Below are 17,315 nucleotides of genomic sequence, written 5' to 3' on the forward strand. Positions count from 1 at the left end.
TGGTAGTTTGCTAGTTTGATCTGAAAAATCATGAAGATGTCTCAAAGGTCGAATAAGAATACTTAATTCTTGCAATTTGAAAGCATCATTGTATTTACCCTTCCAAACCTCCCCCAAATGGGAGGCTTAAATTCCCACTATGGGGGATTTAGGGGTAAATCGTACTTTGAAATTTAATATTTGAAAGACAAGTACAATTTAAATTCAATTTTGAAACAGCTTCAAAAATAATAATTTAACTATTAGAAAATCAAGGATATGAAATTACTTTTAATGATAACGTTTTTGTTTTTAAGCACGCTGGTTTATTCACAAGACCCAAACTTTCACATTTACCTGTGCTTTGGTCAGTCGAATATGGCTGGAGCAGCACCTGCCGAAGCACAAGACTCTGTTGTTGATGCACGTTTTCAAATGTTGAGTGCCATGGATTGCCCGAAACATGATAGGGTCATGGGAAACTGGTACACCGCAACGCCACCTATTTCTGATTGCAATGCGGGAATCTCTCCCGCAGATTATTTCGGACGCACACTCATTGAGAATCTACCGGACTCAATAACCATTGGTGTTATAAATGTATCTGTTGGTGGGTCACGCATCGAATTGTTCGATAAATACAATCATCAGGAGTACATCGAAACGGCTCCCGATTGGATGATTGGCTGGATTGAGAATTATGGAGGAAATCCATATGGTAGATTGGTTGAAATGGCCAAAATAGCCCAAACCAACGGCATAATTAAAGGAGCCCTGTTACACCAGGGTGAATCGAACCCAAACGATACGCTTTGGGTCAATAAAGTGCAGGATATTTATGATAACCTGTTGGCTGACTTAATGCTCAACCCAGAAAAGACACCGATACTTGCCGGCGAAATGCTTAGTGACGAATTTGGAGGGAGGTGTCATGCTTTCAATCATTTTATAAATCTGCTGCCGGGTGTCATATCAAATGCCCATGTAGTTTCTTCAAAGGGCTGCCCCGGAATGACCGACGGTTTGCACTTTACATCAGAAGGATATAGAATATTGGGAAGAAGGTATGGTGAAAAGATGCTTGAAGTAAACTATGGTATATTAATCTCTAAATAATTCTGGTTCTATGTTACTAAAAAAAATATCTATTACGATATTGTTAATGGGAGCTTATTGTGTTCATGCTCAAAATCCCATTATTCAAACTTCTTTTACAGCCGATCCAGCACCTATGGTACACGATGGCACTCTCTATCTATATACCACAAATGACGAAGACGAAACCGTCGATAACTTCTTTACCATGTATAATTGGCGCTGTTATTCAACCACTGACATGGTAAACTGGACTGACCATGGAGTTGTTGCATCACTTAAGGATTTTGAATGGAGTGATATAACAAACGGTGCCTGGGCTCCGCAATGCATTGAACGAAAAGGAAAATTCTATTTGTATTGCCCTATTCATGGTGATGGTGTAGCTGTTTTGGTTTCTGATTCGCCAACTGGACCGTTCACCGACCCCTTGGGGCATCGTCTAATTGAGGGAACCAATAATGTCTGGCACGATATTGACCCAACTGTATTTATTGACGATGATGGCCAGGCTTATCTCTTCTGGGGAAACCCCGGGCTTTACTATGTCAAGCTTAATGAAGATATGATTTCCTACGATCGCAGTATTGGTAACAACGGAATAATGGCCGTAGAAATGACAACTGAGGCATTTGGTTCTCATGAAGGGCGCGATGGAAGAATGAGGACAACTTACACTGAAGGCCCCTGGGTTTATAAAAGAAATGATTTATATTATTTGGTGTACGCAGCTGCTGGTATTCCTGAGTATATAGCTTACTCAACTGCTCCTGCTATTGAAGGTCCATGGACATATCAAGGATTCATTATGGAAAGAGCTCCTCATCTGGCATTTACTAATCATCCGGGAATTATTGATTACAAAGGCAATTCCTATTTCTTTTATCACAGTCATGAATTATCCGGAGGAGAAGGCTTCAAGCGTTCAGTATGTGTAGAGCAGTTTGAATACAACCCCGATGGCTCAATCCCTTTAATGATACCAACAAAGCATGGAGTTGCTGAAAGTGTTTCAAATCTCAATCCATATAATCGGGTTGAGGCTGAAACCATAGCATGGAGTGAAGGATTAAAGACAAAAAAAGATGATGAAACGGGTATATATGTTACCAATATAAATAATGATGATTACCTCATTGTACGAAGTGTCGATTTTAACAATGGAGCTAAGGTGTTTGAAGCCAGCGTTGCTTCAGATTCTGATGGTAGAGAAATTGAAATTCGTTTAAACAATCCAGATGGAGAACTAATCGGCCATTTAACGGTGGGAAATACTGGCGGTTCAAAAAGTTGGGAGATGAAATCATGTGAATTGAAAAAAGTAACAGGTGTTCACGATGTCTGCTTTGTTTTTAAAGGCCAAGAAGGCAATCTGTTTAATTTCGATTGGTGGAGATTTCAATAGCAGGTAGAAAGTTAGTCTAATACTTTTTAGTCAATCTATATTAATAGATTTAGTGTTAATTAAATTCAAGTTATTATGAAAACTAAAAACCACAACCTAAAGATTTTATGTTTTGCTTTGATTATTGCATTATTTCCATCCAATTCTTTTGCCCAAATTGAAAATATTCAAGTGGGTGAGCAAACCAGGAGGATGCTGGCTTATGCTCCATCCGATATCGAACCCAATCGGCCTCTTATGATTTCCATGCATGGAATGAATCAGGATATCAGCTACCAAAAGAATATGACAAAGTGGGAGGATGTTGCGAGTGAGCATAATTTTGTAGTTGTTTATCCCGAAGGACTTAATAGTCGATGGAGTCTTTTTGGTTCGACCGATATCAATTTTATTCTTGCTATCATTGATGAAATGCACGATCGTTATGCTATTGATCGTGACAGAGTTTATCTTTCCGGATTTTCCATGGGTGGAATGATGACCTACTATGCGGCAACTCAGATTGCCGATAAAATAGCAGCATTTGCACCTGTAGGGGGTTATTTAATGCAAGGACCAAATACCAATAGTTCGCGACCTATACCTTTGATACATACGCATGGAACTACTGATGATGTTGTTGTTTTTGGTGGTGTTCAAACGGCTATAGATGCATGGGTAGAGCGCAATAATTGCCCTGAAACACCCGAGGTAATTCAGCCATATCCAGCAGGAATGAGTCATTCAAATACCACAAAGTACATTTATGGACCCGGAACTGATCAGGTTGAAGTTGTTTTATTAAAACATGAAGGAGTTGGGCACTGGCACTCTATGGAACCAGTAAATACCAGTGAAGTGATTTGGGAGTTTTGCAGACGATTCTCCCTTGGCTTTGGAATTCCCAAAGTAAATACGGCTTATGTTACCGATGCTGATCCTAAGCAAATTGTTATTGAATATTCATTGCCTATTGATGAGACAGACGATTTTGAAGGTTTTCTGGTTAATGTAGATGGTGTCCCTGTAGATATTAATAACATTGAATTAATAGATGAGGATATTATGGCCATTAATTTGGAACAGGCAATTCTTAACAGCAGTCAAATTAATATTTCGTACAACAATGGGAATGTGATATCTGTATTCGAGAAGGATCTTGCTGAGTTTAATGAATTGTTGGTCGATAATCTTCTTACAGGTTCATCGCCTCGGATTACTGAAATTATTGCTCAAGAATCGGGTAATGAGCTGATTATTAAATTCAACAAAGATATGATCTTACCGTCTGATATTGATGGTTTGGTTTTGAATTCGACCTTTGAAGGTCTAAATGAAATTCCGATAACTGAGCAGTCCTCTTTTTGGGAGGACAATCCAAAAACCATCGTTTTTGTATTGGACGAGCAGGTGTTCGCTGATTATGAATTGACCGTTACATATACCGGCACGGGGATTTCTTCAACTGATAATGGGCTGCTTCAAACTGTTGATGATTACCCTGTTATCAATAAGTCAAAAGGTTTGCCGGTAACCATTGAAGAAGCAATACTCGAAGAGAATGCGATCGCATTAAACTTACAATTCTCAAAGGCAATGAGGATGACGGAACAGCAACTTGAGCAATTCACTGTACAAGTTAATAATCAGGATGCAGTTGTTCGCGAATTTTTTGTGAGAAAGGAAATTATCAGTTTAGTGCTGGCTAATAATGTATATTACGGGGATGAGATTACAATCAGCTACGTTCCCGGAGATGTTACAGCCGCAGATCACGGTGAGTTAGTCGCGTTTATCGATATTGCTGTTGAAAATAAAGTCGAAGCACCAGGCGAATGGACTGAAATACCTGCTAAAATCCAGGCTGAAAGCTATACTCTTCAGTATGGGACAGATACAGAAGCCACTTCAGATGATGGAGGTGGCATAAATGTTGGCTGGATTGATAGTGGAGACTGGTTGGTATATGCTATTGATAACAAAAGTGACGAGACTGAGTTTCAAATTTCTTTCCGTCTTGCAGCTGAAGCTGGAGGTCGTAATTTCGATCTTTATGTGGATGACGTGAAAGTTGGAACGATTAACGTCCCAAATACCGGTGGCTGGCAAATTTGGCAAACCGTTACTTCTGACATCAGTTTAAAGCAAGGACAGCAATATTTAAAAATAGTGGCAACAAGTAGTGGTTTTAATATCAACTATTTTGATATTGAGGTAAATACTGTGGGTTTTAATAACCCCGCTGTTAAAGATGTTTTAATTTACCATGACTCTTTGTCAAAGCAAATTAGTATTAGGACAAACGATTTGATATATAATAATGTAAAAGTAATAGATTTAGCTGGTAATGTAGTCGTTAATGAGATTGTTACATATGAGGCGGAGAAGCAGATTTCCGGAAATTTCTCAAACGGTGTTTACATTGTTAAAATCAGCAATGGGGATGATTATTTTTCTCAAAAAGTGACAGTGCAGAAATAAAAATTAAATCATTATCTTATTCTTTTGTTCTCAATAGGGCTTAAGCTTTCTAGCTTTTCGCCCTATTTTCATTAAATTGAACGCGTAAAATTTTAAATTGTTTTACCATGACTGTCTTATCAAAATCAATAGGGATGCTGTTTTTAACTGGACTGTTTATGAATGGTTTAAGTGCTCAGGAAAATGATGACTCCCATGAAATAATTTACAAAAGTTTTAAAACAGAACTTGTGTGGGAGGCAAAAGTGAAAATCGGGGAAATGATAAACCTTGGAGAGAGTAAGAGGGGTGTGAGACGGATTATTCCAATTCTTGGCGGAACGTTTAGTGGCACAAATATAAATGGAGTGGTTTTACCAATGGGCGAAGATTGGCAACTTGTGCGACCTGATGGTGATACGGAACTCTATGCCAGATACCTTTTAAAAACAGATGATGGCTACATTATTCAAGTCATTAACAAAGTTCTGATGCACGAGGGAAGTCAACTTTATAGTAAATCGGTGATTGATTTGGAAGCACCAATTAACAGCCCATATGAATATCTCAATCACGCAATCTTTATTGGCACCTTAGGATTTCCCGATTTAAAGGAAGATGAAGACCCGTATGTGATTATAGGGGTTTACAAACTGCTGTAATCCATGTTAAAGGATGTAGTGATTTCTTAAAAAAATGTATTTTAGCATCAGTTTTCGAAAAAACATACGCTTCAAACGGAAGACAAATATGCATAATGATAAATGCATTGTTTGAAACTGAATGTGTGGTTAATCTATAATAGATATACATTTTTCCATATTTCCAGAAGACTGCTCAAGCCTTATTCAAATTCAATACCTTTTAGCTATGATGAATATATCGTCCAGATTCCTGTTGAAGTTTAAAACCACTTTAATCCTATTACTGGTTTCAATGTTTTGTTATCCTCAAGAGACTTCCGATTGGGAAAACCCCTCAATTATTGGGATTAACAAAGAACGATACCGGAGCTCCTTAGTGCTTCCTTCAAATAAAAGTGAGCATAAAGAGATTATATCTCTCAATGGAAACTGGAAATTTAAGTGGTCGCCAAAGCCTGACGATCGACCTGTTGATTTTTATGAAGTTGGTTTTGATGCAGAAGTTTGGGATGATATTGTAGTCCCCGGCAATTGGCAATTGCAGGGTTTTGGAAAGCCCATATACCTCAACATCAACTATCCTTTTAAAAGAGATCAGCCATTTGTTACCGGGGAACCACCCACTGATTGGTTTGCCTACGAAAACCGAAACCCTGTAGGCTCATATATTACTACCTTTATACTCGATGAAGATTTGGACGACAAGCAATTCTACCTCTACTTTGAAGGGGTTGAATCGGCCATGTACCTTTGGGTAAACGGGCAAAAGGTCGGATACAGCCAAAACTCATATTCGCCTGCTGAATTTGATGTTACGCAATTTATAAAGCCCGGTGAAAACCTTTTAGCAGTTGAAGTTTATCGTTGGAGCGACGGCAGTTATCTGGAAAATCAAGATTTTTGGCGTTTAAGTGGCATCTTCAGGCCTGTTGAATTATGGATACGTCCCAAAACACATATTCGAGACTATGCCCTAATTGCTGAGCCCTCAACAGATTTTTCTTCTGCCAGGGTTGGAGCAGAGATAGAAGTGCGCAATAAGAGCAACCGCAGGATAAGAAATTTAAATCTGGAAGTTTCAATTTCGGGAAGGGACAGGAACGGAAGAGCTGTAGAAAAGATACTTGTTAAACCTGTTCCGACAATTCCTGGTAATAGCACCCAGACAGTTGTCCTGAACGATGTCATTGAAAATCCACGTTTATGGTCATCTGAGGACCCTTACCTATATGATGTTGTAATATCACTAAATGACAGAAGAGGGGAGGTTGAGAGTTTTCAATACCATTTGGGTGTTCGCCGAATTGAGATTGTTGGAGATGTTTTAAAGGTTAATGGCAAAGCCATTAAGATGAAGGGTATCAACCGGCACGACCATCATCCCCGAACGGGTCGTTACGTGGATCCTAAAACTACTGAGTTGGATGTACAGCTCATTAAGCAGGGCAATTTCAACATGGTACGCACTGCTCATTATCCACATTCGGCTTTGTTTTACGAGCTTTGCGATCGTTATGGGTTGTATGTTATGTGTGATGCCAATCAGGAGTCGCACGGTTATGGTATTGGAAATCTGGAATTGGGTGATAACCCCGATTGGACTTTAGCGCATGTCGATCGGGTTGTTTCAATGGTTCAGCGCGATAAAAATCATCCTTCCATTCTGTTTTGGTCACTTGGCAACGAAGGAGGCAGCGGAATGAATTTTAGAGCTATGCGCGATACTGTTAGAGCAATTGACCCGACCCGAATAATCTATTGCGACTCTGACCGGTCTGTGTCGGATATTTACGATGATGGATATTTGCCACCCAATGAACTTAAAGAGTTGGCCGAAAGAATTACCGACAGACCTGTTATGCTTCGCGAATATGCCCATGCAATGGGCAATTCGCTGGGAAATCTGCAGGAGTATTGGGATGTAATAGAAGCAGATAAGAGCATTGCCGGTGCTGCAATTTGGGATTGGGCTGACCAGTCTATAGCAAAGAAAAGGGATGGATCTCTTCAAAGATACGGTGTAGATCCAGCAATGTTAACGCTTCAACCGGATGAATTTTGGGCTTATGGAGGTGATTTTAGTGACATTCCCAATGATGGTCCGTTTTGTCTTAATGGGTTGATAGGAGCTGACAGAGTTCCGCACCCCCATTATTATGAAGCCCAAAGGGTTCAGCAGTATATCGACTTCTCTGTAGTCCCTGGTTCGTCAAACGTTCAGGTAATAAGTAAGCTCGACTTTACATCACTGCATGAGTATGAATATTTCTATGAGTTTTTAGATAATGGCAAAGTCATTAAATCTGATCAGCAGCCACTCAACGCAAATAACATACTCGAAATACACTATCCGTTAGAGGTAGATGGAGAACTTTTTCTAAATGTATATGCGAAATTGAGAAGACCAACTCTATGGGCCGACAAAGGGTTTGTTGTTGCCCAAAAGCAATTTCAGCTACATCCGTATTCTTTTTCTCATATCAGTTCAACGGGGCAAACACCGGTAATTACGAAAAGCAATTCTTCCGTAGAGGTAAAATCCACTAATTCGATTTTTGTGTTTGATATTCATAATGGTGCATTAAAAAGCTGGAATGTAAATGGGGATGAATTACTACAAGGAGTACTTGAGCCCTATTTCTGGAAACCAGCCAATGATAACCAACGACGTAACGGGTACAACACTCGTTTAGGTTCGTGGCGTGATGCAGCTAAAAATAGAGTAGTGAAAAAGGTGGAAAGTAGAATTGAGAATGGCTTAGCTGTTGTAGTGTTTGAAATGTCACTTCCGGTAGGAGCTTCATACCAACTTAAATATCAGATAAACGGAGAGGGGGAAATTCAGGTTGAGGCTTTTTATGAGCCCCAAACCAATGATATTGCCCAAATGCCTAAGTTTGGAATGCGAATGCGACTTCCCGCTGAATATGATGAAATAATTTGGTACGGCAGAGGCGAGTTTGAAAACTACCCCGATCGGAAAACTGCGGCATTGGTTGGCCATTATAATAAAACATTGGAAGAGTTCATAACTCCTTTCGTAGTGCCGCAGGACAATGCCAACCGGGGAGATGTTCGTTGGTTCTCCTTTAGCAATGGGAATTCATCGCACATTAGAGTTAAGGGATTACAACCACTCTGCTTTCGCGCATGGCCTTATCAGGAAGAGGATTTGGAAACAACAAGCCATAATCACCTATTACCCCGGCGTGATTTTGTGAATGTGAACATTGATTTAAATATTAAAGGGGTAGGTGGCAACGATTCATGGGGGGCACGTACAATGGAGCAATATTCCATTGACGGGAATAAGCCTTATTCATATGGTTTCATATTGAATGTAATCAATGAGGAATACAGATAGTTTTTACTGTGTAAGTGCTCTTTTATTTATTACCTTAATTCTAAACAATCGCATATAAATATATCTATGTAAGAATTATTAATCTTCCTTAAACGATGCATTTGGATAAATAGCTTCGTAAAACCCAAACTAAGTCATACTTCACTCAATATTCTATAGTTGGTTTTTGCACTAAATGCATCTTGAAATGCCGCCATCTAATGTTTCTGAAAAAACAGTATTTGAGGTTTAATAATTAGAGACGTGATCTTTTGTCTTTGAAAATTAAAACTTTGACTCTCTTTTTTTGGATAAAATTATTATCTATTTTTATAATATTCATTATCTGATTTTACAAAACGAAGGTATGTATTTATTTTACTTTTGTAAATATGTCTTAACAGATATGCTGTGATTCATAAAACTCATTTTGATAATAGCTCTTCAACATTTTTTTGTTGTTATTTTTTTTCATTTGCTTGGGTTTAGATTATTGATTGATTATCACCAGAGTGTTCTGGGGATTTAGATTTATTCAGAAATAGAGGTTTCTTTTTCATGAAGACTCTTCTAATTGGATTTAAAATCGTAGATTTTATAAAAAACGGAAAAGTTCTTTATCCATTAAAAAAGTCAGTTGTCTGCACATATTCTGATTATGTATTATGCATCAAATAAAAGCTAGCTTATTATAACGTTTAATCAAAAATATCATTGTTATGAAAATTATTTCAAAACTACTTCCTTTAGCATTAACGTTACTATTATTTAGTGCGTGTGAAAAGGAAAAAGCAGAACAGGGGAACATCCAACCATTTCACCTTTCGCAGGTAAGATTGCTGGATGGCCCTTTTGCTCATGCGGCAAGCATGAACGAAGCATATGTTATGGTTCATGATTTGGATCGTTTATTGGCTCCGTTCCTGATTGATGCAGGATTGGAACCCAAAGCACCCCGTTACGGAAACTGGGAAAACATTGGGCTTGATGGTCATACTGCGGGTCACTTCTTAACCTCCTTTTCCTTAATGGTTGCCTCAACAGGCAATGAGGAAGCTTTAAAGAGGCTAAACTATATGATTGATGAGCTTGAGCGTTGTCAGATTGCCAATGGTGACGGCTATGTAGGTGGAATACCTGGTGGTAGAGAAATGTGGAAGGAGATTGCAAATGGTCATATTAATGCTGGTAACTTTTCTTTGAATGGGAAGTGGGTTCCCTGGTATAATATTCATAAACTTTATGCCGGTTTACGTGATGCTTATCTGCTGGCAGGTAACGAAAAAGCATTCGATATGTTGATTGCATTGACCGATTGGTGCATTGAATTGGTTGCAAACTTATCAGCTGAACAGATTCAGGAAATGCTGGTGTCTGAACATGGGGGAGTCAATGAAGTATTTGCAGATGTTTATGATATTACTGGTGATGAAAAATATCTCAAACTGGCCAGACAGTTCTCACATCATTTAATTTTAGATCCTTTGCTGGTTAAGGAAGACCGTCTTACCGGCCTTCATGCCAATACTCAAATTCCTAAGGTTGTAGGTTTTATGAGAATTGCTGAGTTGGCCGATGATAAAGAATGGAAAGAGGCTTCTGATTTCTTTTGGAACACGGTTGTTAACAACCGAAGCGTTGTTATTGGAGGGAACAGTACTTATGAACATTTCCATCAGATCGATGATTTCTCTTCTATGATTGAATCACGTCAAGGGCCTGAGACTTGCAATACTTATAACATGATGAAGCTGTCTCAAATGCTGTATTTCTCCAGCCATGATCTAAAATACCTTGACTACTATGAGCGTGCTTTATACAATCATATTTTACCATCTATTCATCCTGAGCATGGAGGGTTGGTTTATTTTACTTCAATGAGACCAAGACACTACCGTGTTTATTCCAATCCTGAAGAAACATTCTGGTGTTGTGTTGGTAGCGGGATTGAAAATCATGCTAAGTATGGAGAGTTGATTTATGCTCGTGACGATTTAAATAATGTATATGTGAATCTATTTATCCCTTCAGTTTTAAATTGGGAGGAGAATGGACTAAAAATTACACAGGAGACAGCTTTTCCCGAGACAGAGTCTTCGAAGTTTATTGTGAATGTTGACAATTCCTCCCGTTTTACCGTATTCTTGAGACATCCTAATTGGATTGATAAATCTGATTTGCAGGTTAAAGTAAATGGTAGAAACGTTCGTGGTAAAAGTAATCCAGGCGAGTATTTTGCAGTTACCCGTCAGTGGAAAGATGGTGATGTAATTGAGATTTCTCTTCCTATGTACACTTATGGAGAGGAAATGCCCGATGGTTCTCCTTATATGGCTCTATTGCATGGGCCACTCGTGTTAACCGGACATGCTGGAACTGAGGATTTGATTGGCCTGATTGCTGACGATAGCCGTATGGGACATGTTGCTCATGGACCTCTTGTTTCACGAGAAGATGCTCCAGTTTTGCTTGCCGGTGAGTTCAATTTGGAAGATAAAGTTAGGCCTGTTCCTGGAAAACCATTAACTTTTTCTGCCAGCGATCTTATATTTCCAGACGAATTCAGAGATATGGAGTTGATGCCTTTTTACATGCTGCACGATGCCAGATATATGGTGTATTGGCAAACATCAACAAGAGAAGAGTTGGAAAGCATTCGTCAGGAACTTCAGGAAAGGGAACGTGAAATGCTTGAGTTAGAGGCCAGCACTTTAGATGCCGTCGAAACTGGTCAGCAACAACCTGAATCTGAACGAAATTTTAAAGGAGAGAGAACTGAAACAGGCGTCCATCAAAATCGCCATTGGAGACATGCTCATGGCTGGTTCTCTTATGAATTAAGCGATCCAGAAAACCAGGCATCTACACTTAGGGTTACCTATTTTGGTGGCGATGCTGGTAGAAACTTTGATATTTTGATGAACGGAGAACTGCTAACCACAGTCAATCTGGATGGCTCGCAAGGAGACCGCTTTTTTGATGTTAACTATGAAATCCCTCAAAGTATAAAGTCGAAAAAGAGTGGAAACTATCACGAGGTTAGATTTCAGGCTCATGAGAACTCCATTGCAGGAGGAGTTTTTTATGTAAGGTTGTTGAAATAGTGTATTTTTGAACAGATTACGTGTTATTTGAAATAAAGGCATTGGATGAATAAATTTCAAGTCATTTATTGATTGCTTCAAGTATCGCCTCCCGATGAACCAGATCGGGAGGCGTATTTGATATATACCAATAAAAAGTTCTGAATTGTAATTACATAACGAAAATAAACTTCGAATGAAATCAAAAAAATTTTAAAAAAATATTTCAGCAATGTTGGCTTCTGTTCTAATCTCCTGGATTCCTCACTGGGACACCCATAATACCAATTAAAAAATACTTAATCTGCTGACAGCATGTTTTTTGATGTTTGTGATTGAAAAAAAGTACGGAACTCAGGAGACGAGGACGGTCAGTGGTGTGCTGTTTCTCTGGGTGTTCGACCTTATGATTTTGATATGAGGAACACAGGAAAAGACACCTATTTGTTGCCGGTTGAATGGCCTTCGGGAGGATGGGCAGCAGTTATTTCGTATAATTTGGGGGGGCTCAAAATCAGCATCCCAAAAGTAAGTTTGGATAATTAAATTGTATTGCTTACTTTTAATTTGGTTTGAATTCGCAAATATTAAGAGTTCATTTAAGTAATCAATAAAATCCAAAGACTATGAAGCAAAGATTCTTACAATTATTTCTTATTCTTCTCCTTTTTTCGGGGTGTAAATCCGGTGAACAGGATCTGGAATTAAAGAGCCCGGATGGCCGTTTAAAAGCCATTGTTCATCTATCAATTGATGGATATGCATTTTACTCTCTTGTTTATGATGGGAAAATCATTCTTGAAAACTCAAGGCTTGGAGTTGTTATGGAGGATGCAGACTTTACAGAAAATCTCGCTTTTGGAGGGGTTTCAGAAAGCCAGGTCATCAGTGATCAATACACTTTGGTAACCGGTAAACAAGTTGACCATGTTTATGAAGGTTTTGAAACAGTGTTAACTTTCTTCAACAGCGATCGTGCACAAATGGATATTATTTTTCGATTGTCAGACAACGGTTTTGCCTATCGCTATTACTTCCCTGGTCAAAGTGACGATGTGAAAAAAATTACCTCAGAGGCCAGTTCATTCAGGTTTACTGAAGGAACCATTGGTTGGCTGTCTCCAATGTCGGTTGCAAAAACTGGTTGGGAACATACCAACCCATCTTACGAAGAGCAATATGAATATGAGGTGAAACCAGGTACCCCTTCTCCTCTTGGTGTAGGGTGGGTTTATCCGGCGTTATTCAAAAATGGAGATGTTTGGATGTTAATCTCTGAGGCTGATTTACACAAGAGTTATTGTGGAACCCGACTGATTCCCGGATATAATGATAATGAGTATAAAATTGGGTTCCCTGATCCACGAGAAACAATATTTGATGGAAAGCTTAATCCAGAATCTAAGCTGCCATGGTTATCGCCCTGGCGTTTAATAGCTGTTGGTTCCTTAGAAGACATTGTGATGTCAACCCTGGGAACAGACCTTGCTGCACCAACCATTGATATGGATTTTTCATGGGTGAAGCCGGGAAATGCCAGTTGGAGTTGGATTATGTATAAAGATGAGTCAGTTAATTACAATACCACCAGAGAGTACATTGATTTTGCAGCCGATATGAATTGGGAGTATTGCTTAATTGATGTTAACTGGGATCAAAACATTGGCTATGACCGCATGAAAGAATTGGCCGATTATGCTGCATCTAAAAATGTGGAATTAATTCTGTGGTATAATTCGGCAGGCGATTGGAATACAGCTCCTTACACGCCTAGAAGTGCGTTGTTAACTCGCGAGGATCGCATGCGTGAATTTCAACGAATCAGCGAAATTGGAATTTCTGGTGTTAAGGTTGACTTTTTTGGTGGAGATGGTCAGTCAGTTATTGAATATTATCATGATATTTTCATGGACGCTGCAAAATTCAATTTGACAGTCAACTGCCATGGAGCCACCTTGCCAAGGGGATGGCATCGCACCTATCCAAACCTTGTTACCATTGAGGCAGTTGAAGGGATGGAATTTGTCACGTTTACACAAGAAACAGCAAATAATGCACCACGACACAATACCATGCAAGTGTTTTCACGCAATGTTTTTGATCCAATTGATTACACCCCAATGAATTTAACCGGAATACCTGGTGATGTAATAAGAATAACAACGCCAGGACATGAATTGGCCTTGCCAATTTTGTTTACATCCGGCATTCAACATTTGGCAGAGAGACCAGCGGGTATTCGACAAGTTCCGGACTATGTAAAAGATTTCTTGCGCCAGTTGCCGGTGCAATGGCTAGAGACTCGGTTTGTTGATGGGTATCCGGGAGAGTTTGCTGTATTGGCCAGAGAAGCAGAAAATGGATGGTTTGTTGCAGGGATTAATGGCGAGGATAGAGCCCGAGAGATTTCCATGAACCTTGACTTGTCTGGAGTGAATACTACCGGACAACTAATTTCTGATGGATCAGATAAGGGTTTTTCTATTTCTGAGGTAGATACAGATGTTACATTAACCATGGAACCAAATGGTGGCTTTGTGATATGGTATCCGGCAAACTAAGGTTTTATTTGATAAAAGTAAAAAAGGGACGATCCATCGTCCCTTTTTTGTTATATCAGCAGAAGGATGAATTACCTCGAAATAACTCGTTCTGTATAAGTAAATGAAGGTGTTTCAACTCTTATGAAATATATGCCATTTTCAAATCTGACTTTTGTTTGATATTGGTTCAGCCATTCTCCCTCATACTGTTCAACCATAGAACCTGAGATGTTATAAATGGAAATCTTAAGGTTGCTTTCCGGATTCACAGAGTTTAGGTCTATTGTAACCGATTTTTGGGTTGTTGGATTCGGATAAATACTGATTCTTAGTTCAGGTGTCTTCATAAGTGAAGTGGGACTTTGAGGAATTCTTTCTATTCTCCACAATTGATTATTTCCACCCATATATTCCCACTGCACAACATTCGCTCCATCCTGTGTTGAGAAGTTGCTCACATCAAACGATCTTATATCGTTTGACGAGGCGGTATGAATAGAGAAGTAGCCGTTTTCCTGATAGTTAAATTTCAATCGTTTTGAGTTATCGATTACATTGGTCCCCAGCCGAATATTTGCGCCATTGTTTGCATTGTTGTTTGCCACTTCCAAATACCTTCCCTGAGAGCTGCTTATTGGACGCAAAGCAACATAACCACTCCCGGCATTTTCCACCATCCATTTTTGGGAATTGGCTCCTGTGTATGTGTTTTGGATGATGTTTGTTCCAAAGGCATCATTTCCATTAAAAACCTCCAGAACCTTATTGCTGTTATGATTGCGGATGACATAAACAGAGTCAGTAAAAACATTTGAAACAGCATCTACTGCATCCTGTGTAATATGTTTCCCCCAAATATTTAAGCCACCCTCATTCATGCCTGTATAGGTAATGGTTAGTCTTCGGAGTTCCCAATCCCAGGCGCGGGATACAATTAGTTGATCTATATGCTGTCCATTACCCCAACTCATGGTAAGTTTATTACCGTCCAGACTCCATCTGTTTGCCGCATTATTGTCAATGGTGCCATTCTCAAGAAGCTCAATGATGCTTGGTCTTTGGTGAGGAATTGATTTGTTATATATCAATAAAAGGTGTTCCCATTGTCCGATGAGTTCATTTTCACTAATTGGAGTTTGAGGGACATTGGCATATCGCTGGGGTTCAACTACAGGCCAGTCATTTACCCAGTGTATTTTTCTAACATGAAGGTTCATGCAGAAAATTGATGTGCTTGGTCGCGCCTGATGAAAAATGTAGTAATCTCCGTTGTCATTAAAGATGGCATTGTGACCTGTTCCTTGCCATCCCATGTGATGATTAAATCTGTAAGGAGCTAAAATCATCGGATAATCGTCTGTGTAGGCAGCCATATCTCGTCCATTAATATCGTAATATGGGCCTTCAGGGTTTCGGGATCTGCCAACCCTGACATTATAAAAATCCTCCAGCCAGTCGTATGATACAAAAAGATAAAACCACCCGTTTCTGTAGCTAAATTCCGGCCCCTCTATTGAACCATGTCTGCCCCCTGAGCGAGCAGCAATTTTCACGCCTTTATCACCTTCGTTTAAAATGCCTCCGGTTTCCGAATCCAACTCCAATACGAACATGCCTGTTTGGTACGATCCATAAACCATCCAATGCTTCCCGGTTTCCGGATCAATTACCACCGATGGGTCGATTGCATTAATGGGGTCATTAGGCAGGGAGTGAACTATATGTCCCTGATCTTCCCATGGGCCAGCCGCTGATTGGCTGGTTGCGAAGCCAATATAGGCAAGGTTTTGTCCGTCAAGACCTCCTGGTGCTGAATAATACAGACGAAACTCATCTCCCACCTTGATTACGAATGGTGCCCATATGCCTGAGTCGTCGTAATTTGGGTTATGCGGGAGAAAGAACTCTTTTGCTGATTGAGGGACTCCATTAAAGGCCGTTCCAAGAAATTCCCATTTAACCAGGTCCCTGGATCTACGAACCATGGCACCCGTGCCAATGTTATGACCGCCAAATGCTACATCGGTATTAAACATGTAATACCACTCTCCATCTTTGGTGACTGTTGGATCGTGTACATTAAAGATGGACCAATTTTCAGGATCTGTCGCAAATTCATGGTAGGTATCGAAATAGGGTGGTGGGGTAAAGTCATTTAAAAGGTTACCTGATAAGGTGTAATTTGCTATAAAAATCAGAGTTAGTAATACGGTAAAGTTCTTTTTCATAGTCTTTTAATTTGGCTATTCTATATTATTTAGAATTGTAATTTATGCTTAAGTATAAGTATGTAATACTGATGATTTAGAGAGGTTTTTATTCTTTTATATCATTATCCTTTTGTCAATCTTGGTAAGTGAGAGGGGAAATTGTGTTTTTAAATACTTAAAGCCACAATTATGGTTTAGAGTGCAATAAAAATATTGTTTCTTTTTTATTCCTTGGTGGACACAAGTTTATTTATAGTGGATCAATTTGTAAATATGCTTTAGCTTATTGCTCTCCATTCGTATAGAATGATTAACACTCTTTTTGTTAAATATTGTTTTGGTGCGGTCTCTTGATCAAAAATGCATCGTAGTTTGTTTTTCGTTAGAAACACCCTTTTCATAAGGGTGTTTGAGGTTCTCTATCATAGTATGTCAACATTAATCCACCACATATGTACTATTTTGAACCATGAAAAGTGAAATCTACCCTACATTTGATTTAACAAAAATTATAAATCGCAAACAGAAGTTTAATGTCAAATATTCAATTCTATGGAGGTAAACCTAAATCACT

9 protein-coding genes are annotated in these 17,315 nt (G+C 39.1%); 8 read left to right on the forward strand and 1 reads right to left on the reverse strand.

Annotated features, from left to right (window positions below):
- The first annotated feature begins 258 nt into the window (after positions 1-258).
- The 8 genes from B5X70_RS00995 (at position 259) to B5X70_RS01025 (ending at position 14,549) form a co-directional block, all read left to right on the forward strand.
- A complete protein-coding gene (locus tag B5X70_RS00995) occupies positions 259-1,095 on the forward strand; it encodes a sialate O-acetylesterase (protein ID WP_079555984.1) in 837 nt (278 codons plus the stop codon).
- Between the two features lie 10 nt (positions 1,096-1,105).
- Complete coding sequence (locus tag B5X70_RS01000) at positions 1,106-2,479, forward strand: glycoside hydrolase family 43 protein (protein ID WP_079555985.1); 1,374 nt, start codon at positions 1,106-1,108, stop codon at positions 2,477-2,479.
- Between the two features lie 75 nt (positions 2,480-2,554).
- Positions 2,555-4,939, forward strand: a complete 2,385-nt coding sequence (locus B5X70_RS01005; RefSeq protein ID WP_079555986.1) for a carbohydrate-binding protein — start codon at positions 2,555-2,557, stop codon at positions 4,937-4,939.
- Between the two features lie 107 nt (positions 4,940-5,046).
- Positions 5,047-5,580: a DUF3237 family protein gene (locus tag B5X70_RS01010; RefSeq protein WP_079555987.1), complete on the forward strand. Its 534-nt coding sequence runs from the start codon at positions 5,047-5,049 to the stop codon at positions 5,578-5,580.
- A 208-nt stretch (positions 5,581-5,788) separates the two neighbouring features.
- Positions 5,789-8,926 carry a glycoside hydrolase family 2 TIM barrel-domain containing protein gene (locus B5X70_RS01015; RefSeq protein WP_198314235.1) on the forward strand — a complete coding sequence of 1,046 codons (3,138 nt, stop codon included), beginning with the start codon at positions 5,789-5,791 and terminating at the stop codon, positions 8,924-8,926.
- Positions 8,927-9,624: 698 nt separating this feature from the next.
- On the forward strand, positions 9,625-12,009 hold the full coding sequence (locus B5X70_RS01020) for a glycoside hydrolase family 127 protein (protein WP_079555989.1): 2,385 nt from the start codon (positions 9,625-9,627) through the stop codon (positions 12,007-12,009).
- A gap of 396 nt (positions 12,010-12,405) precedes the next feature.
- Entirely contained in the window at positions 12,406-12,534 is a 129-nt protein-coding gene (locus B5X70_RS18480; protein ID WP_143255003.1) for a glycoside hydrolase family 43 protein, read from the forward strand.
- Between the two features lie 80 nt (positions 12,535-12,614).
- The gene (locus B5X70_RS01025; protein WP_079555990.1) at positions 12,615-14,549 is read left to right on the forward strand and encodes a glycoside hydrolase family 97 protein; all 1,935 of its coding nucleotides are present in this window, start codon (positions 12,615-12,617) and stop codon (positions 14,547-14,549) included.
- 71 nt (positions 14,550-14,620) lie between these two features.
- Here the strand turns inward: B5X70_RS01025 and B5X70_RS01030 are convergent, their stop codons facing one another.
- On the reverse strand, positions 14,621-16,759 hold the full coding sequence (locus B5X70_RS01030; protein ID WP_079555991.1) for a family 43 glycosylhydrolase: 2,139 nt from the start codon (positions 16,757-16,759) through the stop codon (positions 14,621-14,623).
- Between the last annotated feature and the right edge of the window lie 556 nt (positions 16,760-17,315).

The sequence above is a fragment of the Alkalitalea saponilacus genome (genome assembly GCF_900168165.1).
In the GTDB taxonomy this organism is placed as follows: domain Bacteria; phylum Bacteroidota; class Bacteroidia; order Bacteroidales; family Marinilabiliaceae; genus Natronoflexus; species Natronoflexus saponilacus.